16 protein-coding genes and 2 tRNA genes are annotated in these 17,422 nt (G+C 63.3%); 6 read left to right on the top strand and 12 right to left on the bottom strand.

Annotated elements, in window-relative coordinates; translation table 11 throughout:
* Position 1 precedes the first annotated feature (1 nt).
* On the bottom strand, positions 2 to 868 hold the full coding sequence (locus tag C476_RS13850; protein WP_008014036.1) for an electron transfer flavoprotein subunit beta/FixA family protein: 867 nt from the start codon (positions 866 to 868) through the stop codon (positions 2 to 4).
* Positions 869 to 1,059: 191 nt separating this feature from the next.
* Positions 1,060 to 1,917: a polymer-forming cytoskeletal protein gene (locus C476_RS13845; RefSeq protein WP_008014034.1), complete on the bottom strand. Its 858-nt coding sequence runs from the start codon at positions 1,915 to 1,917 to the stop codon at positions 1,060 to 1,062.
* 138 nt (positions 1,918 to 2,055) lie between these two features.
* Here C476_RS13845 and C476_RS13840 point away from each other — a divergent pair, with 138 nt between their 5' ends.
* Positions 2,056 to 2,253, top strand: a complete 198-nt coding sequence (locus C476_RS13840) for a DUF5800 family protein (RefSeq protein ID WP_008014031.1) — start codon at positions 2,056 to 2,058, stop codon at positions 2,251 to 2,253.
* A 28-nt stretch (positions 2,254 to 2,281) separates the two neighbouring features.
* Here C476_RS13840 and C476_RS13835 read toward each other — a convergent pair whose 3' ends face one another.
* Together C476_RS13835 and C476_RS13830 are read right to left on the bottom strand one after the other, a co-directional pair.
* Positions 2,282 to 2,845 (bottom strand): DUF420 domain-containing protein, encoded by a 564-nt coding sequence (locus tag C476_RS13835; RefSeq protein ID WP_008014029.1) that lies wholly within the window; start codon positions 2,843 to 2,845, stop codon positions 2,282 to 2,284.
* Positions 2,846 to 3,061: 216 nt separating this feature from the next.
* Positions 3,062 to 3,146, bottom strand: a tRNA-Leu gene (locus C476_RS13830).
* 233 nt (positions 3,147 to 3,379) lie between these two features.
* On the opposite strand from C476_RS13830, the gene C476_RS13825 reads away from it, so the two are divergent.
* Positions 3,380 to 4,096: a TVP38/TMEM64 family protein gene (locus C476_RS13825; RefSeq protein WP_008014028.1), complete on the top strand. Its 717-nt coding sequence runs from the start codon at positions 3,380 to 3,382 to the stop codon at positions 4,094 to 4,096.
* Positions 4,097 to 4,120: 24 nt separating this feature from the next.
* Here C476_RS13825 and C476_RS19405 read toward each other — a convergent pair whose 3' ends face one another.
* A complete protein-coding gene (locus C476_RS19405; RefSeq protein WP_241430493.1) occupies positions 4,121 to 4,255 on the bottom strand; it encodes an HVO_2523 family zinc finger protein in 135 nt (44 codons plus the stop codon).
* A gap of 146 nt (positions 4,256 to 4,401) precedes the next feature.
* The gene (locus C476_RS13820; RefSeq protein WP_008014026.1) at positions 4,402 to 7,521 is read right to left on the bottom strand and encodes an adenosylcobalamin-dependent ribonucleoside-diphosphate reductase; all 3,120 of its coding nucleotides are present in this window, start codon (positions 7,519 to 7,521) and stop codon (positions 4,402 to 4,404) included.
* A gap of 453 nt (positions 7,522 to 7,974) precedes the next feature.
* Here C476_RS13820 and C476_RS13815 point away from each other — a divergent pair, with 453 nt between their 5' ends.
* The gene (locus tag C476_RS13815; protein ID WP_008014025.1) at positions 7,975 to 8,166 is read left to right on the top strand and encodes a hypothetical protein; all 192 of its coding nucleotides are present in this window, start codon (positions 7,975 to 7,977) and stop codon (positions 8,164 to 8,166) included.
* Positions 8,167 to 8,294: 128 nt separating this feature from the next.
* On the opposite strand, the gene trpG is transcribed toward C476_RS13815, so the two are convergent.
* Genes trpG through trpD form a run of 4 tightly spaced genes read right to left on the bottom strand, consistent with a single transcriptional unit; the run spans position 8,295 to position 12,332 of the window.
* Complete coding sequence (trpG, locus tag C476_RS13810) at positions 8,295 to 8,942, bottom strand: anthranilate synthase component II (RefSeq protein WP_008014023.1); 648 nt, start codon at positions 8,940 to 8,942, stop codon at positions 8,295 to 8,297.
* Positions 8,939 to 10,657 (bottom strand): anthranilate synthase component I, encoded by a 1,719-nt coding sequence (gene trpE, locus C476_RS13805; RefSeq protein WP_008014021.1) that lies wholly within the window; start codon positions 10,655 to 10,657, stop codon positions 8,939 to 8,941. Before trpE ends, trpG begins: the two co-directional genes overlap by 4 nt.
* A 5-nt stretch (positions 10,658 to 10,662) precedes the next feature.
* Positions 10,663 to 11,319: a phosphoribosylanthranilate isomerase gene (locus tag C476_RS13800; protein WP_008014019.1), complete on the bottom strand. Its 657-nt coding sequence runs from the start codon at positions 11,317 to 11,319 to the stop codon at positions 10,663 to 10,665.
* Positions 11,316 to 12,332 (bottom strand): anthranilate phosphoribosyltransferase, encoded by a 1,017-nt coding sequence (trpD, locus tag C476_RS13795; RefSeq protein WP_008014017.1) that lies wholly within the window; start codon positions 12,330 to 12,332, stop codon positions 11,316 to 11,318. The genes C476_RS13800 and trpD overlap by 4 nt, the downstream gene beginning before the upstream one ends.
* Positions 12,333 to 12,519: 187 nt before the next feature.
* On the opposite strand from trpD, the gene C476_RS13790 reads away from it, so the two are divergent.
* From C476_RS13790 to C476_RS13780, 3 genes are all read left to right on the top strand, one after another.
* A tRNA-Val gene (locus C476_RS13790) sits at positions 12,520 to 12,594 on the top strand.
* 401 nt (positions 12,595 to 12,995) lie between these two features.
* A complete protein-coding gene (locus C476_RS13785; protein WP_049911885.1) occupies positions 12,996 to 14,384 on the top strand; it encodes a selenium-binding protein SBP56-related protein in 1,389 nt (462 codons plus the stop codon).
* A 135-nt stretch (positions 14,385 to 14,519) separates the two neighbouring features.
* Positions 14,520 to 15,284 carry a hypothetical protein gene (locus C476_RS13780; protein WP_008014012.1) on the top strand — a complete coding sequence of 255 codons (765 nt, stop codon included), beginning with the start codon at positions 14,520 to 14,522 and terminating at the stop codon, positions 15,282 to 15,284.
* Between the two features lie 20 nt (positions 15,285 to 15,304).
* Here the strand turns inward: C476_RS13780 and C476_RS13775 are convergent, their stop codons facing one another.
* Together C476_RS13775 and C476_RS19400 are read right to left on the bottom strand one after the other, a co-directional pair.
* A complete protein-coding gene (locus tag C476_RS13775) occupies positions 15,305 to 16,384 on the bottom strand; it encodes a hypothetical protein (RefSeq protein ID WP_008014011.1) in 1,080 nt (359 codons plus the stop codon).
* A 397-nt stretch (positions 16,385 to 16,781) separates the two neighbouring features.
* Positions 16,782 to 17,422: IS200/IS605 family accessory protein TnpB-related protein (locus tag C476_RS19400; protein WP_008014007.1), on the bottom strand; the 641-nt coding region annotated here is incomplete at its 5' end.

The raw sequence follows: 17,422 nt of genomic DNA, 5'->3' as shown, positions 1-17,422 counted from the left end.
GTTAATCACCTGCCTCCGCGGCGTGGGGCTGCAGTTCCTCAAGAACCGGTGCCATCTCGTCTTCGGCAGGGTCGATCATCGTCGCCTCCCGCTCGGAGGGCGCTTTTGGGATCGGATCGACCGACGAGACGATCGTCGGCGACCCGTCGAGCCCAATGTAGTCGGGATCGAGATTGAGGTCGGTGTGATCCCACATCGTCAGGTAGTCGTCGTGGTTCGCGGCTCGCTGTTGGGTTTCGGCTCGCAGTTCCTTGTGTGTTAGTCGATGCGAGGCCTTCCGGTAGGTCGGCTCGAACTCGGGATCCGTGACGACGAAACAGGGCAACGGAGCTTCCACGGTTTCGACCTCGTCGATATCGCCCTCGACGAGCCGTTTCGCACGCAACGTTCGCTCATCGGGATCGATGTCGAGTGCGATGACGTGGGTGACGATCGGCCAGTCCATCGCCCAGCAGGTCTGCGGACCGGTCTGGCCAGTCTCTCCGTCTGCCGTCTTGAATCCAGCAAAGACCAGATCGACGTTCGCGATTTCCTCCTGATACTTCTCGAGGCCGGCGCTCAGCGTGATCGCCGTCGCCCAGGTATCGGAGGCGGCCAGTTCCCGATCCGAGAGGAGATAGCTGTCGTCGGCGTAGACCGTCTCCATCGCCCCCTGCAAGACCTCGGCGTACCCCGGCGGCCCCATGCTCATGCCGGTGACGTGGCCGCCGTGGCGGACTTTCGTCTGCAGTGCGGCCTGTAACGCGAACTCGTCGTTGGGGTTCATCACGGTCGGCGTCTTCCCCCGCTCTAGGTGGCCGTCTTCGTCGAACGAGACGGCCCCTTCCGAGAAGTCCGGGACGCCTTTCGTGAGTACGATTGATCTCATCGTCCCCTCCGCAACTGTGTGGTTACTCTTCGCATGTCTGTGGCCCCCTATCATAGTATCAGTATTAAGAATAGGGGAGGTAATCGCTAGCAGGAAATGGCCACGAAGCGGGCTTCTCTCGAGTGATATCAGGAAAATCGCGTCGGCAGGAGCCGCCGTGACCCGCGTGCGATCGGGATGGCCGATCGGTCTTATTCCTGTTCGCGTTCGGTCGTCCCCATCGTAATCTCGCCGGCAGCGCGAATCGTGCCGTCGACTTCGGCGTCAGGGCCGAGCTCGAGATCGCCACAGGAGACGTCACCGAGGACGCGCGCATCGGCACCGACCTCGACATCGCCGTTACGAGTGGTGACGTCGCCGTGAATTCGCGTACCGTCACCGACGAAGATATCACCGCGTGCCCGGAGACTCCCGAAGATATTGCATGACGTTCCGACGTCGATCGTCTCCGCGCGGACGTTCCCGTGAAGGCGACAGTTGTCGCCGATCGTTGCGGGCGTCGAGACGCGCCAGGCGTCGTCACCGACGGTCGCGTTCTGTGGGATCACCAGCGGTTCGGTGTCGGCGTCGTCCGCGTCGTCCTCGAGGAGTTCGGAGACGAGTTGCTGGGCGGTGTCGTCCTCGCCGATCAACAGGAGGTGTTTGAGATAGACGAACAGGAAGACGATCGTCGGCATCGGGTTGCGGATGACGATCCAGCCGTTTGCCTCGAATCCCTCCTCGATTTCGACGTCGTCGCCGATGTCGAGATCGCCCGCGACTTTCAGCCTGCCGCCAACGTGGACGCGTTCGCCAATATATGCGTCCTGCCCGACGAGGACGTTTTCGGCGACGTCACACCACATGTCGAGCCGACAGTCACCGTCGGCCTCGATCGCGCCGCCGAACTCGGCCCCTTCGCCGGCCAAGACGTTCCGGCCGCGGACCCCAAACTCGACGGTCGAGCGCCCACCGACGAGGACGTCCCCGTCGGTAACGACGTCGCGCTCTTGCGTTTCCGTTCCATCCGGAACGATGAGTTCGTCGAGTGGATCCCTGCTGAAGGCCACATTCACGTCACAAGGACATATCACCTAATAAATGTCGCGCGTCGTCGGCCGTTCGTCTGACGTGTGTCTGCCGGATGAGAGCAGTGGCGGTCGCGGACAGTCGCCCCGTTTTTACACTCCCGTTGCGTACGGCCAGTCATGACTACACTCGCGTTCGACGACGACGGCGTCGATGTCGTCTACGAAGGGACCGAGTTCCGCCTCGAGCGGGACTTAGTCGAGGAAGCCACCGAGAAATCCTACTACGACGTGACCGACCACGAAGTCCTGAAAATCGTTGCCGAACAGCCGAACCTGCAGGGCGAGCCACGCCGGATCGGCGATATTTTGGACTGAAGCGGATTGCGATCCTGTCTCTGGGTCGCTAGTAGACGACGTGGAGGATCACGAACACCACGATCCCGAGTGTAAACGAGATTAGCCACAGCGTTGCCGCGATCCGGCCCACGCGGGCGTGGCTCGTCCGCGCGAGTTCCGCAGCCGGCCGGGAGAACGCGAGCATGAGGGCGTAGTAAACCAACGGAATACAGACGATCGCCAGCAGGATGTGGATCGCCAGCAACGGCAGATAGACGAACTGGTAGACGGTCTCCGGGCCAGGGAACGGCTGTGGGCCGCCAGTCACAGTCAATCGGTACAGATAGAGGACGAGAAAGCCCACGAACAGCCCGAACGACGCCATCATCGCGATCCGGTGGCGGTCGACGTTCCCGCGACGGATCTCTCGCCACCCCATCGTGATCGTTCCGATCGCGGCCGCGCTGATCACGGCGTTCACGAGCGGAATCGTCTCGATGACCCACTCCGGAGCTGCAGGGACGCTCGAGGACGGAATTCGGCCGCCCGCAGCCGCGAAGACGACTGCCAGCGATACCACGCTCAACACGCCGGTGAGAAGCCGCACGCGCTCTCTGGGGACGTATTCCATGTGTGGTCGTTCGAGCGCAGCGGGAAAGTGGTTACTCTCTGGGGTGCTGTCGCTTCTGCTCGAGTCAGCGCATCATCGTGACGATGGCTGTCACTCGTCGGAAGTAGTGTCGGAAAGGATTATGCGTGGGTGATGTCCACGAAGGGAGATCACCTGCATCGTTGTGCTCGGCGGTTACACCGCCTTGCGTTCCGCGGCCTGTGGCCGCGCATGCGATGCGTGGGACCGGATTCGAACCGGCGGACCCCTACGGGACAGCGCCCTCAACGCTGCGCCGTTGGCCTGGCTTGGCTACCCACGCTCGCTGTCTTTGTCTGCACTCAATCGTATCCAGTGTGATTATAAAAGCCCTTTCCTTTGCGTCCGCGACTGCGGTCGAATCACACACCCCTAGTTATACCTGAATGATGAGTTTCCGCTCGATTCGCCTCGTTGCTGGTCGATCGATCCCCGATAGTCGCGATACTTGCCGCTATCTTCACGACGAGCAGGACAGTCACAAAGGTTTCAACGCTCGAGCGATAGGTTCGACCGATGGCTGTGTCGAGTCGGTCGCGCGCGCTCGCCGGGGCGCTCGTCGCCGTTGGGATGGTCGCCGCCGGCATCCTCGTCTCGCCGACGACAGTGCTCGAGGCCGTCGACGCGATGGCCGCGGATCCGGTCTTGTTTGGGGCCGCCGTCGCGGGACTCTATCTCGTGCGACCAGCACTGGCCTGGCCAACCACGCCGCTTGCAGCCGTCGTCGGCTACGGCTTCGGCGTCGCGGCCGGCGTTCCCATCGCGCTCGCCGGCGTCGTCACGACGGTCCTCCCGACGTTCGTCGCGGTTCGGTGGCTTACCGGCGACGACACAGCTCCCGCGGCCGACAACGACGGCGGGCTGCTCGAGAGAGCCGGCGAAACCGTCGCGCGCTATTACGACACTGCGGGGCCGCTACGGGGCGTCACCGCCTCGCGGCTGGCACCGATCCCCTCTGACGTCGCGACGTGTGCAGCCGCCGTCAGCGATGTCGACCACCGGCATCTGATCGTCGGAACGGCGATCGGTGAACTACCCTGGACGATCGCCGCGGTCGTCGTCGGTGCCTCCGCGGCGACGGTCTCGACGAACGGGCTCGGTGATCTCGGGCTCGTACTCTCGCTTGGCTGTGCGCTCGCTGCGACCCTCTTGCTCGCCGGTCCGCTCTATCGTGCGCTGCGCGCGCGGACCCAGCGGCGAGCCGACGGCTCGAGGCGATCGACGGACGGCTAACGAAGTTCTGCGCTCGAAAACCACTCACCGGAAGGGGTCGCTGCAATCGATAATGACGCCGTGGTGTGGACAGACGTACTTGCAGTGGCGTTTGTACATCGGTTCCTCACAGTGTGGACAGCGCGGACCACCGGCCCCGCGGTCACTTGTGTCGTCCATCTCTGCACCACCGGCAGTACGTTCCCCACCGTTGCCAGTCATGGCACCGTGTTCTCGCCGGCAAGTGCTAAGTGTGGTGTTCTGCTGGGTACACGACGAAAAGCGAGAGCGAAACGAGACAGAGAGATAGACGTCGAAGCGCCTAGTCAGCACTCACTCCAGCCACAGGACTCGCAGGTCTTGCAGCCTTCGGAGAAGTACAGCGACATCGACCCACAGTCGGGACACTCCGGCGACTCGCCGGCATCGATGAGATCTTGAGTCGCATCGTCGTCGGCAGCCGCCGCGCCGCCCTGTGCGGCGGCCGCACCGCCGTCGGTTTCATGACCGGCGGGTTCGACGCGATCCGCGTCAGCCGACTCCTCGAGCGTCTGTTGTTTCGGATACGGCTTGTCGATCTCGCCCTCGAGATAGCGACGCATCGCGGTACCGATCGCATCGGGGATCGACTGGATCTGCTCGCCCTTGTCCCAGGCGACCTTGGGACTGCGGGTCCCACAGAGCTCGTCGACGATCTCGTCTGGATCGACGCCCGAGCGCAGCGAGGTCGAGATTACCTTCGCCAGCGCCTCGGTAAAGGAGTTGGTGAAACCACCAGAGTGGCCGATGTTGGCGAACAGCTCGAACGGCTGGCCGGTCTCGGGATCTTCGTTGATCGTGACGTAGATCTTCCCGTAGCCGGTGTCGATGCGCTGGCTGACGCCCTGAAGGGCGTCGGGCCGTTCGCGCTTCTCGGTAAAGTCGACCTGCATCGGCTCGGCGTCGCCCAGCAGCGAGTCGACGTCGTCCTCGAGGACGTCCTGAACCTCCTCGCTCTCGAGGAACTGCTCTAAGCCGCCGAAGATCTCGTCGATCTGCTCGACCAGCGTCTCGGCTGCTTCGGTCTCGTCAGCGAAGTCGGCGTTGTCCGCTCGCGTCGTCAGGACCTGTTTGCTGCGGGTGCCGTCACGGTAGTAGGTGACGCCTTTCCCGCCGTGATCGTAAATGTACTCGAACACGTCCTTGGCGTCTTCGAGCGTGGAGTCGTTGGGCGCGTTGACGGTCTTCGAAATCGCGGAGTCGACGCCCTCCTGACAGGCGACCTGCACGCCGGCGTGCTCTTTTGCCGAGAGATCACCGGTCGTGACGAACAGTTCGCCAATGGCGTCGGGCACCGTCGAGAGTCCCTCGACGCCGTTGAACTGGTTGGTCGCCATCTGCTCTTTGGCCTCTTCCTTGACCGCGTCGACGTCGATGTCGTTGTCCTCTAGGACGCGGAGGAAGTAGTCGTCGAACTCGACGAGCATCTCGTCGCCTTGAACGTCGTCGGAGACGTTCTTGTAGTAGGCAACGTTGTAAATGGGTTCACAGCCGCCGGTGGTGTTGCCGACCATGCTCGTGGTGCCTGTGGGGGCGATGGTCGTCGTGTTGTGGTTCCGGACTGGGAACCCGTCTTCCCACTCGTCGGCGTCGAGGCCGGTCTGCTTCTCGAACCACTCGCGGTACTCGGTCGGGTTCGCGTACTTGGACTTGTCCCACTCGTCGAAGCTCCCGCGCTCCTCGGCGAGTTCGTGGGATGTCCACTTCGAGGTGTGGTCGATGTGGGTCATCAGCTGGCGCGCGACCTCGTTGGAGGCTTCGCTGCCGTACTCCATGCCAAGTTGGATGTACAGCTGCGCCAGACCCATGATGCCCAGGCCGATCTTGCGCATCTCCCGGACCTTCTGTTCGATCTTCTCGACTGGGAAGTCCGACATCGTGACGACGTTCTCGAGGAATCGGGTGCCCATCTCGATGCGGCGGTCGAGGTCCTCGAAGTCGACGGCGTCGTCGAGGAAAGCGTCTACGGCGTCCGCGAGCGTGTCGTACTCATCGCCGTGCTCGTCGTACCAGACGCGCCAGTCAGGGGCCTCGAGGTCCGCAAGCGTCGAGAGGTTGATGTGGCCGAGGTTACAGGCCTCGTACTCCTCAAGGGGCTGCTCGCCACAGGGGTTCGTCGCGAGGATGCGGTGGTCGGGGTGTTTCTCGACGTCGAAGGAGTGTTGCTTGTTCACCCGCTCGAGGTAGATAACGCCGGGCTCGCCGTTCTCGTGAGCGCCCTCGACGATGTCGTCCCAGAGTTCCTCGGCTGGGATCGACAGCTCCTCGCCGACCGTGACGTATTCGCCGAGGCCGAACATGTCGTAGAGCTCTTTCGTCTCTTCCGTTGCGATGTGTGCCTCGCCCGTTCGGGGGTTGGTGAACGTAAACTCCTCGCCGTTCTGGACGGCCTCCATGAAGTCGTCGGTGATGCCGACGGAGATGTTGAAGTTCGAGAGGTGGCCCTCGACGGCGTTCCGGAGATGCTTGGGGACCCGCCCCTCGTCGTCGATGAGTTCGCGGGCTTCGTCCAAGGCGTCCTGGAAGGAGGTGTGGGTGTAGTCGTCAGGGTCGTTCAGGCGCAGCGTCTCGGCCAGCGAGACGTCCTTGTTCTTGGCGTGGATGAACTGAATGACGTCGGGGTGGGAGACGCGCATGACGCCCATCTGCGCGCCGCGGCGAGCGCCGCCCTGGGCGATCGTCTCGCACATCTGGTCGTACGTGCGCATGAATGTGATCGGTCCCGACGCGATGCCGCCGGTCGAGCCGACCGCGTCGCCGTAGGGACGGAGCCGCCAGAAGGCATAGCCCATGCCGCCGCCGCTCTGGAAGACCTGCGCGGCCTCCTTGGCGGTCTGGTGGATGTCGTCGATATCGTCGTCGGGGGAGTCGACGAAACACGCCGAGAGCTGTTGGAGTTCGTCGCCCGCGTTCATCAGGGTCGGCGAGTTCGGCATGAAGTCGAGGTTCGCCATCATCTCCTGGAACTCGTCGGCGACGTCCTCGACGTGCTCGCGGATCTCGTCGGGGAGTTCGGGGACGACGGTGTCGTAGGCGAACTTGTTGACGTTGTAGATAGAAAGCGTCGTTTCAGTATCGTCGTCCGTAGTGGTACCGGCACCGAAGACCTCCTCGGCGAGTTCGTCTCGCCGCGGGTGGTCGGGCTTGAGCTGGCCGGGCGTGACCGTGATCTCGAGGTCCTGCTTTTCGGCCTCGTAGACGGCTTCTGCGAGCGCGATGTTCTTTCCGACGCGCTCGAAGAGATCCTCCTGTTCTTCGATGAGGTCGCCGTCGGCGTTCTTGCGCAGATAGCGCGCTGGCAGAATGTTGTGGTAGGCGTTGTCGGTCAGTCGCTCCTCGAGGGTGTCGCCCTCGGTGCGCTTGATCGGGAGGGTCAACTCCGCCGCGGAGAGGTCGGCGTCGCTCATGCGCGAGCCACCTCGTCGCTACACCGCTGCAACGCGTCGATTCTGTCGAGGGTCCGGGTCCTGACTCTAATCATTCGTGACGAAGGTTCAGTATTCACGTATTCATCTTAAGCGTGGTGTTTTCTCCTACTCTTCTTGTAGTAGTACAAATATAGTTGTATAGATGTCTCTGTAGCCTATCGTGTCTAGGTCTCCCGCGGCCGTCGAAACGGCCGCCTGTGCGGTCGTTCGACACTACGTTGCCAACCGTCTTAACGATTTTCAGACCGGACTGAAAGTGACTGTAAGCGACGGAAACCCATCGCTTTCGCGTGGTTTTCTCTTTCACAAAGCAGCCGAAGCGGCCATTGGACCGAGGTGGCTCGAGTCACTGGCTCTCAACCGATCACTCACTGTCGCTGAGCAGTCACGATATCCAGAAAGATTACGTCCCTGTAGTGTGGTGAATCACGTATGCTCGACGCACTCACGTCGGTACCACCGATCCTGCTGGTGCTGACTGCGCTTGCCGCCTTCGCCGTCATCGTCGTCGCGGTCAAGATCGCGATCAAACTCGCCGTCAGAATCGGGATCGTCGCCGCCGTCGTCCTCGCGGGGCTCTACGCTGCTGGCATCACCGATCTCTCGTTTCTCCCCTTTTTCTGAGCGCTACCGTCACGTTTCGCTGCCACGAAACCGCAGGCTTGTCGGACTCATACGGTCTGCTGTAACTGTGTACCGGTGCAACCGCGACCGTCCTGAGTTGCACCGGCACTGATTTACAGGAGTCCGTATCAAACCTGCGCGAGGAAGTTCTCGATCACGTCGTGGCCGGCCGCCGTGAGCACGCTTTCGGGATGGAACTGTACGCACTCGAGTGGATACTCGCAGTGGCGCACACCCATGACGAGCGTTTCCTCGCCGTGTTCTGCGGTTGCCGACACCTCGAAACAGTCGGGGACCTCGGTCGCGACCAGCGAGTGATATCGGCCCGCACGAAAGCCTTGCTCTAAGCCGTCGAAGACGCCCTCGCCGTCGTGGTCGACCGCGGAGGCTTTGCCGTGGATCGGTTCGGGAGCCCGGCCGACAGTCCCACCGTATTCGTAGACGGCGGCCTCGAGGCCCAGACAGACCCCCAGCGTCGGCACCTCGGGTGAGAGTTCCCGGAGGACGGCCATCGAGATGCCGACGTCGCGGTCGTGTTTCGGGTGGCCGGGGCCGGGGCTGATGATGATCGCATCAGGGTCGACGGCGTGCACGTCCGCGAGCGAGGCCGTGTTCTTCAGCACCTCGGTTTCAGTGTTGGATAGCTGGCTGACGTACTCGACGAGGTTGTACGTAAAGGAGTCGTAGTTGTCGATGAACAGGACCGTGAGCGGCTCCGCTGTCACGCCGTCGTGCTCGTCTTCGGTCGCGTCCACTTCACCCGTCGTCGTGCTCATCGACTCACCTCCGGCGTTGCTTCCGTGTCACCGATGTCCGACTCTGCAGCCGGGCGTTCGATCTCCTCGAGCGCCGCTAAAACGCCACCCATCTTCTTTTCTGTCTCCTCGTACTCGGCGGTCGGGTCGCTGTCGGCGACCAGTCCTGCACCGGCCTGTACCGTAACGCGGTCCTGATCACCCTCGTTTTCGACAGTTGCAGTCCGGATCACGATCGCGAAGTCTGCATCACCGGTCCACGAGTAGTAGCCGACGCCACCGCCGTAGAGGCCGCGTGGCTCGGACTCGAGGTCGTCAATGATCTCCATCGCGCGGATCTTCGGCGCGCCCGAAAGCGTCCCGGCGGGGAACGAGGCCCGGGTCGCATCGAACGCGTCGGGAGACTTGGTCTCCCGGGCTGTCGAACGCGGTTCGGCAACGTCCGAATCGTCGGCCAGCCGGCCGGTCACTGTCGACTCGATGTGCTGAACGTGGCTGTACTTGAGGACGTTCATGAACTCGTCGACGCGAACGGACCCTGGCTCCGAGACGCGGCGCACGTCGTTGCGCGCGAGGTCGACCAGCATCGTGTGCTCGGCCCGTTCTTTCCCGTCAGCGAGCATCTCGCCCGCGAGTCGGCGATCCTCGACGGGACTCGAGCCCCGGTCGCAGGTCCCCGCGATCGGATTGGACATGACCTCGCGGCCGCGCACCGAGATGAGCGTCTCGGGGCTGGCTCCGACGACTGTCAGGTCGTCGTGGTCTAGCAGGTACATATACGGCGACGGGTTCACCTCGCGCATCGCCTCGTAGAAGCCGAGGGGATCGACGTCGCCGTACAGCTCTCGCGTGCGGGAGATGACGCCTTGATAAATATCACCGTCGAGGACGTGCTCTTTGGCCTGCCGAACGTTTTCCTCGTATTCGTCTTTCGGTCCCGCGACCTCGTCCTCGCGGACGAACCCGCCAGTCTCGGGCTGGGCGGCTTCGCGCAGCGTTGCCGCGACGGCGGCCGCCTCGTCGACGAGCGCGTCGTATACCGCGTCAGGATTGTCGTCGGCCTCGAGGACGGGCGTAAAGACCAGCGAGACCGTCCCATCGCGTTCGTCGAACGCCAGCGTCTTCGTCGTCAGGAGGAACTGTGCGTCGGGGAATCGCGAGTCGGGCCGCTCGAGTCCGACCTCCTCGAGCCAGAGGTCGTAGACGGCGTCGTAGGCCAGAAAGCCGACCAGCCCGCCCTCGAGATGCTGGCGGTCGTGGTCAGGGACGTTCTCGAGGCGTACGTCCGGCATCGCCGCCCGGAGCGCGTCGACGGTGTCGCCGTCGGCGTCCGTCTCGATCGCTGCAAGCGGCGCGTCATCGGACAGCGCTTCGACTGTTGCGTCGCCGGATTCGACCGTCACGACGGCCTCGGGATCGTAGCCCACGTAGGAGTACCGCGCGTGGCGCTCGGCCCCTGTCGTACTCGGTCGGAACGCCCCGTCCGGATCGCTCGAGGCGGTCTTTTCGGCACTCTCGAGGAGGAACGCATACGGCGTGCGGTCACGGTCGGTCGCGTCAGTTCGGCCGGTGAGCGCGGCATAGGCTGCAAGCGGGGTTGTGTCGACCTCGAGCGTCGCGACGGTGCGGACGACGGCCGGCTGATCTGCTCGATCCGCGCTCGCACCCGCGTAGGAACGAAACGTTTCGCGGTCGATGTCGAACGTCGGCGGCTCAGTAGTATCGGACTCGGTCATAGTGGTCACGGCTCCGGCTCCGCCGGTCGGCGGGCGGTCTTCGCGCGGTTGACGAACGACTGGACGGCGTCGACGTCTTTGACGCCGCCACGTTTCTCCACGCCGCTTGCGACGTCGACGGCGAAGGGCTCGACGGTCCTGACTGCATCGGTGACGTTTGCGGGCGTGAGCCCGCCCGCGAGGATCACCGGCGACTCGAGGTCGGCCGCGGCCGACCGGGTTCGATCCCAGTCGTGGGTCCGGCCGGTCCCGCCACCGCCGTCCTCGCCCGCGGTGTCGACGATGAGTCCGTCGACGATGCCATCGTAGACCGCAGCGCTCGTCACGTCATCGGCGTCGATCGCGAGCAGGAGATCGGTGTCGACCGCCGATTGCAGGGCGTCGAGGTCGTCAGGATGGCCGCCGCCGTGGAGTTGGAGTGCGTCGGGCTCGATCGCCTCGACCAGTTCGACCGCGTCGGCAGGGTCGTCAGCCATCGTCACGAGTACGCTCGTCACGAACGGCGGCGTGGCAGCCGCCAGTTTCGTGGCCTGCTCGAGCGACACCTCACGCGGCGTCTCGACCGGCACGTCACAGATGAAGCCGACCGCGTCCGCGCCCGCGTCGACGGCTGTCTCGAGATCGGCTTCGTTGGTGAGTCCACAGACCTTGACCCGCGTCATCGTCCCTCCGGCTGTGGCGCCGCGCCACAGAGTTGCTCGAGTTTCCGGGCCGCCGCGCCGGATTCGATCGCCTCGTGGGCGGCGTCGGTACCGGCCTCGAGCGACGCTGCTTCGCCCGCGACGTAGATCGCCGCGCCAGCGTTGGCCAGGATGACGTCGCGTTTGGCACCGGTTACGTCGCCCTCGAGAATGCCGCGCATGTCCGCGGCGTTCTCCTCGGGAGCGCCGCCGGCGATGTCGTCGATATTGTGCTCGTCGAGGCCCAGATCAGCGGGCTCGAGCGTATACTCCTCGACGGAGCTGCCGTCGACTTCGGCGGCGACGGTCTCGCCGTGAATGCCGATTTCGTCGGTGCCTGCGCCGTGGACGACCAGCGCGCGCTCGATGTCCATCCGGGAGAGCGCGTCCGCGAGCACAGGCACGAGATCGGGATCGTAGACGCCGACAACCTGTGCATCCGCGCCGGCGGGGTTGGTCAGCGGCCCGAGGACGTTGAAGATCGTCCGCATCCCGAGTTCCTTGCGCGGCCCGATGACGGCCTTCATCGCCGGGTGGAACACCGGTGCGAGCATAAAGCCGATACCGTCGTCTTCGATTGCTTCCTCGACCGCCGGCGGTTCGGCCTCGACGTCGACACCGACTTCCTCCAAGACGTCCGCGCTGCCCGACGACGAGGAGACCGAGTAGTTGCCGTGCTTGGCGATTGGAACGCCAGCGCCCGCAGCGACGATCGCGCTCGTCGTCGAGACGTTGATCGTGTTGTAGTCGTCGCCACCGGTACCGCAGGTGTCGACCAGCGGCTCCCGATCCGGCGAGATCGTTCTGGCCGCATCGCGCATCCCTTCGGCGAAGCCCGCGATCTCGGCTTCCGTCTCTCCTTTTGCGCGCAGCGCCGTCAAGAGCGCGCCGATCTGTGCCTCGGTTGCATCCTCGAAAACGGCCGTTGACGCCGCTCGAGCCTCGTTCTGTGTCAGATCCTGTCCCTCGGTCACCCGCTCGACATATTCCTTCATAGTAGACACCGATGTACGTTGTTGTCTTGTAATGCTCAAATCCGTACATCAACTTAAGCGTATCGCCCGGGTCCATGGGTCCGACTCCCGAACGGCGTCCGATTCGAAACCTTCAATTACGGTGGCGAGCAACGATTGAATGCAGTCAGGAAGCGTGGCAGTGAGGTCACGCAGACCGAAGCCAGACGGGTTGGTGGTCTAGTCTGGTTATGACACCTCCTTGACATGGAGGAGGCCGGCAGTTCAAATCTGCCCCAACCCATTTTTCGAGCGATACTACGCGAGGAGCGACGCGACGAGCGCGTCGCTCGAAAAGTCGTTACGGGTCGTTTGAACCAGACGAGTCGCACACAGCGAACGTCAGTGAGCGAGCACGTCTCGGCGAGGTTCAAATCTGTTCCAGTCCCGTCTATCGTAACAACCGAAACCATTCACACACTGATATTCAGTGACTACTACAGCGCAACAGCGACCGACGAGCGGGTGTAGCACTGTGTACCGCGGACAAGCCACCCTTCTGAATTATCCCGAATCAGCCACAGACGGCTCGAGTCGACTGTGCCTTTTCCCAGCAGAAGACTGGTTCACCGAAACACCTGACTGAAAAATTGTCACTGTTTTCCACGATATTTGTTTATGCTACTACTCGATGCAATATAGGATATGAGTTCGCACTCAAAGCACGGCAGTAAAAGTCGCGTCCACGAACACCACCCCGGGGCGGTGGGCTACGAGACGCCACAGGCTGCCATCGAGGAGGCGACTCGAGAGAGCGTCGCCTACGTCCCGGCGCTCTACGTCGGGACGGGAATCGACGCGCCCGATATGCTGACTGTCATCGACGTCGACCCCGACTCGTCGACCTATTGTAACGTCATTGATCGGATCGAAATGCCGACCGTCGGTGACGAGCTACACCACTTCGGGTGGAACGCCTGCTCGTCGTCTTGCCACGTCGAGGGTGCAGAGCGACGGTACCTCGTCGTTCCCGGCAACCGCTCGTCGCGTATTCACATCATCGATACCAAAAACCGCGAGAACCCCGAACTCGTCAACGTGATCGAACCCGAGGAGGTCTTCGAGTACGACCTCTCGGCCCCGCATACGGTCCACTGCATCCCAGAAGGGAAGATCATGATCAGCATGCTCGGCGACGCCGACGGCGACCTCCCGGGCGGATTCCTCCTCCTCAACGAGGATTTCGAGGTCGAAGGGCGGTGGGATACGCCTGGCGACATCGAGATGAACTACGACTACTGGTATCAGCCCCGCCGGAACGTGATGGTCTCGAGCGAGTGGGCCGCACCCTCGACCTACCAGCCGGGATTCGACCTCGAGGACGTCGAAGCCGGGAAGTATGGCCAGAAACTGCACTTCTGGAACTGGGACGACCGGACGGTCGAGCAGACGATCGACCTCGGCGAAGAGGGGATGATCCCACTCGAGGTGCGCTTCCTGCACACGCCCGAATCGGACCACGCCTACGTCGGGGCTGCGCTCTCCTCGAACATGTTCCACCTGTACCGGGAGAACGGCGAATGGCACGCGGACAACGTCATCGATGTGGAGGCCCGCGAACACGAAGACTGGGACATGCCCGTGCCCGGCCTCATCACGGACCTCCTGGTCTCGATGGACGACCGCTACCTGTTCTTTGCGAACTGGCTCCACGGCGAGGTCCGCATGTACGACATCTCCGATCCATCGAACCCACGGCTGGCCGACACGTTCTCCGTGGGCGGGCTCTTCGGTGACCGCCAGGCGGTGCAGGGCCGGCCGATCAACGCCGGCCCGCAGATGCTCCAGCTCTCGCTCGACGGCGAGCGCCTGTACTTCACGACGTCGCTGTACTCGACGTGGGACGACCAGTTCTTCCCCGAGGAAGGAAAACAGGGCTCGGTGATGCTGAAAGCCGACGTGGATCCCCGCAGGGGGACGATGACCCTCGACGAGGACTTCCTCGTCGACTTCGGGACGCTGCCGGAAGGTCCAGCTCGCGCCCACGAGATCCGCTGGCCCGACGGCGACTGCACGAGCGACGTCTGGATGTAGAAACGACGATCGAAGGCACCCCCTCGAGACGACGATCGCTCGTGGGGGTGGGCGGCGGCCCGCTGTGGGATACCGGGCCGATCGAAACGGTGACGATACGATGATGATCTACTCAACGAAAACTGGTGGGCGGCGATGCGGGTGAGCCGAGCGACCGCGAGCGCGCTCGTCGCGCTCGCAATCTGGCCTCCAGTTGTCAGCGCCCACGGGACCGGCTCGGAGACAGCAGCGGCCGGTGCCAACGAGCCGGCGATTCCGTTCGTCGTCGCGATCGGGTTCTCGGCGCTGCTCGGCGTCGCGGTCGGACTCGGGACCGTTTCTCACTACCGATCCGACGCTGCCGCTGCCGTCACGGACGTCCACGACGCGACGACGCGACGCGAGGTGACGGTCCTAGTGATCGTACTGGGACTCGCAGCGTTGCTGTCGGGACTCACCCAACAGTGGCTCCTGGCGATCGGTGGCGGGCTGCTCGGCGGAACAGTCGCCTGGATCGGGCGCACACACGGTGTGTCACCCCACGCCGGCTGTGCGGATGCGGCACTCGGCGCGATACTGACCCACCGCGTCGTCGAAGGGGTCCTCGTGGCGGGCATCTACGCGACGAGCGCCTCGTTCGGCCTGGTCGCGCTCACCGTCCTGACGGTACACGCACTCGCTGAGACGGTCGCCGTCGGCGGGCTGTACGCGCCGGTCAGCCGCAGTTGGGGAGTCGCGAGCGTCCTCGCGGTTCAGTTCGGCTTCGTCGCCGGTGCCGTCGGTGGGGGTGTCCTCGTCGCCACCATCACACCGCCGGTCACCACCCTCCTCCTCGCGGGTGTCGGAGGTGCCCTCCTCGTCACGGGTACGACCGAGTTCCGCGTGGCGGCGATGGGGCGACGGCATCGTCTCGAGGCGTGACGTCGAACGCGTTGCGAGCGTCAGTTGAGTGATTCCCAGGTCGCGGAGGCGGTCACGCGACCGTCCTCGATTTCGACCGAACTCTCAGCGGCCGACGAGCCGAGCGAGTCCTCGAGCGCGCTCGCGTCCCCGTCGTCGAGGATCGCCGCGAACTCGCCGGTCGCCTGCGACCCGGTGTCGTCGAACGTGAGTGAACTGACGCCGCTGTCGACGGCCTCGAGTTCGGTATACTCCATGTTGAATTCGTCCTGGGTTCCGCTTCCGAAATCGGAGACGTTGTCGCCGCTATCGCCGTCGTCGCTTTCGGCGGCGGGCTCGAACGACTCGCCGTAGCCGCCAATCACGAGGTGACCGTGCCCCGCCGTCGAGACGAGCCACTCGAGGTCGTCGTTCGCCTCAGTCGCCCGCTCCGTCTCACCCGCGGCGGCTTCGATCGGGGTCCGAATCGCGTCAACGGGCTCGGTGATGTCGTCACCACTGGTAAAGACGAGCGCGCCATCGCTGACGGCGATCGCCTCGCTGCCCTCCTCGTCGACCGGCGTATAGACGGCGTAATCGTCGATTTCGTCGGTCTGCTCGTACTGTTTGGAAAGCGAGAAGCCCTCCGGCTCGGCTGTCAGAATCCCATCGACCTCCTCAGTGTCGATGTCTCCAGTCAGGACGATGGCCTCGTTCGTCGAGAGCATTGCATCACTTTTCGAGTTCATGCCCCCGGTCTCGTCAGTCTCAGTTCCTGACTGACTGTACTGGCCGTAGTTGATCATCCCCGAGAGCCCGTACGCGCTGAGGCCAAACCCGACGACGAAAACCGATGCCACCATGCCGGTCAGCGGAAGTCCAAGCATCGGGTCCGACTGTGAGCCAGTGGTGGCGTTGCTGGTACTTTGGTTTCCGGACTCGAGGTTCGAAAGATGGTTCCAATCGACGTAGACGTAACTGAGCGAGCCGTTACTGTGGGTCGTGAGCCAGCGGTGATACTCGGGCAAGTCGACGCCATTGCCGTTGCCGTTCCCCGCTTCATTCGATCCGAGACAGCCGGCGACACCGGTCGCCATCGACGCGCCTGCAACTCCTAGCACGTTCCGACGGGTGAGTTTCATGATAGTGATCGATATGTATAACACATCATGAGCATTTCTGAATCGACGCCGTGTTGCAGGGTAGCTATCAGGTTCCTGCCGATCGATCGAACGGGGCTGTCGCGGTCGATATCGATCAGTACGCTCACTCACGCTGGCTGAGCGCCTCCGACAAAGAGCTGACTCAGACGAAACTGAGGTGTGAAAGCTCGACACGTGACATCCTCCGCGCCGTGAACGGCGCGGCTTCCCTGCAGGGGAATACCGGCTAACTACCGGCAGTGGGTTCCGACCCGACCTCTCCGAGCGTCATCTGCTGTGGTTGGCTCTACTCGGAGGGGGTCGTGGCGCTGTCACAGGCGCTCCCATCTCGTGAGATGTCATCGCNCTCTCCGAGCGTCATCTGCTGTGGTTGGCTCTACTCGGAGGGGGTCGTGGCGCTGTCACAGGCGCTCCCATCTCGTGAGATGTCATCGCCCGCCGGTTTCAGCGGCAGGCTCTCACCCCACGGGTCGTGGCGGTCAGCAATGTTGACCGCCGCGTTGAGGTCTGCGTGGTACTCTGTGATCCAACACTCGTCATTCTGGCACCGGAACTCGTCGCCGGTTCGGTGTCCGACGTGGCCGCACTCGTGACACGTCTGACTCGTGTACTCCGGTCGGACGTATTTGACCGGCAGCCCGGCCTCTCGTGCCTTGTCCTCGATACGCTGTTGGAGGCGGGCGAACGCCCATGCGTGGAGGCGTCGGTTCATCCATTCGCCGTAATCGAGGTCTTCGCGGATGTACGAGAGATCTTCCAGCACGAGAACTGGCTTCTCAAACNGGGCGAACGCCCATGCGTGGAGGCGTCGGTTCATCCATTCGCCGTAATCGAGGTCTTCGCGGATGTACGAGAGATCTTCCAGCACGAGAACTGGCTTCTCAAACTGGCAGGCGTACTCGACGGCACGTCGAGACGCCTTCTCGAGGATGTCAGTGAGCGCGTTTTGGTAATGGCCGAATCGTTCGTCAATCCGCCACTCCGCGGCGTCACGCTCTTGGAGCCGTTTCAGCGTCG

It is taken from the genome of Natrinema limicola JCM 13563 (assembly GCF_000337475.1).
Classification (GTDB): domain Archaea; phylum Halobacteriota; class Halobacteria; order Halobacteriales; family Natrialbaceae; genus Natrinema; species Natrinema limicola.
Note: the sequence above shows the minus strand (reverse complement) of the source record. Positions and strands in the feature narration are given on the sequence as shown.

Excerpts from the sequence above, each read along its gene's own strand:
- C476_RS13835 (WP_008014029.1), bottom strand. The coding sequence starts at position 2,845 with ATGGAATACGTCCCCAGAGAGCGCGTGCGGCTTCTCACCGGCGTGTTG.
- C476_RS13800 (WP_008014019.1), bottom strand. The coding sequence starts at position 11,319 with ATGACGCGGGTCAAGGTCTGTGGACTCACCAACGAAGCCGATCTCGAG.
- C476_RS13815 (WP_008014025.1), top strand. The coding sequence starts at position 7,975 with ATGCTCGACGCACTCACGTCGGTACCACCGATCCTGCTGGTGCTGACT.
- C476_RS13775 (WP_008014011.1), bottom strand. The coding sequence starts at position 16,384 with ATGAAACTCACCCGTCGGAACGTGCTAGGAGTTGCAGGCGCGTCGATG.
- trpD (WP_008014017.1), bottom strand. The coding sequence starts at position 12,332 with ATGAAGGAATATGTCGAGCGGGTGACCGAGGGACAGGATCTGACACAG.
- C476_RS13820 (WP_008014026.1), bottom strand. The coding sequence starts at position 7,521 with ATGAGCGACGCCGACCTCTCCGCGGCGGAGTTGACCCTCCCGATCAAG.
- C476_RS13850 (WP_008014036.1), bottom strand. The coding sequence starts at position 868 with ATGAGATCAATCGTACTCACGAAAGGCGTCCCGGACTTCTCGGAAGGG.
- C476_RS13840 (WP_008014031.1), top strand. The coding sequence starts at position 2,056 with ATGACTACACTCGCGTTCGACGACGACGGCGTCGATGTCGTCTACGAA.
- trpE (WP_008014021.1), bottom strand. The coding sequence starts at position 10,657 with ATGACCGAGTCCGATACTACTGAGCCGCCGACGTTCGACATCGACCGC.
- C476_RS19405 (WP_241430493.1), bottom strand. The coding sequence starts at position 4,255 with ATGGACGACACAAGTGACCGCGGGGCCGGTGGTCCGCGCTGTCCACAC.
- C476_RS13780 (WP_008014012.1), top strand. The coding sequence starts at position 14,520 with ATGCGGGTGAGCCGAGCGACCGCGAGCGCGCTCGTCGCGCTCGCAATC.
- C476_RS13785 (WP_049911885.1), top strand. The coding sequence starts at position 12,996 with ATGAGTTCGCACTCAAAGCACGGCAGTAAAAGTCGCGTCCACGAACAC.
- C476_RS13825 (WP_008014028.1), top strand. The coding sequence starts at position 3,380 with ATGGCTGTGTCGAGTCGGTCGCGCGCGCTCGCCGGGGCGCTCGTCGCC.
- trpG (WP_008014023.1), bottom strand. The coding sequence starts at position 8,942 with ATGAGCACGACGACGGGTGAAGTGGACGCGACCGAAGACGAGCACGAC.